At 49.2% G+C, this 541-nt stretch carries 1 protein-coding gene; it reads right to left on the bottom strand.

Translation table 11 applies throughout. The features are described from left to right. Positions 1–541, bottom strand: a 541-nt coding sequence (locus R7F64_RS24275) for an aminotransferase class I/II-fold pyridoxal phosphate-dependent enzyme (protein WP_318072205.1), incomplete at both ends; no start/stop codon positions are given.

Raw genomic sequence — 541 nt, 5'->3', positions numbered from 1 at the left:
TTCGCAACCTGCAAAGCAAGTTCTGATTCGCCAATCACAAATGGCTTGATCGGGGTATCTGTTTCAACAAAGCCATCCAGATCACTTAGATTCGTTTGATAAACCTCATTTAGCTCCGCCAGCTTTTCGCGTCGCCAAGACTGCTCTTGAATCATAGAAACCGCATGTGTCAACGCGTAGGCCTGCGCAGGTGGCATTGCTGTTGAATACACATGGTGACGAGCAAACTGGGTCAAAAAGTCACCCGTTGCTTGGTCACACAAAATCGCCGCGCCGGACATGCCAAACGCTTTACCGAAGGTCACGACCAAAATCTCTGGTTTGACATTAGCAAGTTCACAAGAGCCTCCACCCGATTCGCCGAGCACGCCAATACCGTGAGCGTCATCCACTGCTAACCATGCTTTACGTAAGCGAGCTACTTCCGCAATGTCTTTCAACGGCGCGCAATCGCCGTCCATGCTGAAGACACCTTCAGTCACGACCAGATGATTGCCTTCATTAGTAAACAGCGTTTCTAAATGCTTAATGTCATTGTGCT

This window comes from Vibrio sp. Vb1980, assembly GCF_033338615.1.
GTDB classification, from domain to species: domain Bacteria; phylum Pseudomonadota; class Gammaproteobacteria; order Enterobacterales; family Vibrionaceae; genus Vibrio; species Vibrio alginolyticus.
Note: the sequence above shows the minus strand (reverse complement) of the source record. Positions and strands in the feature narration are given on the sequence as shown.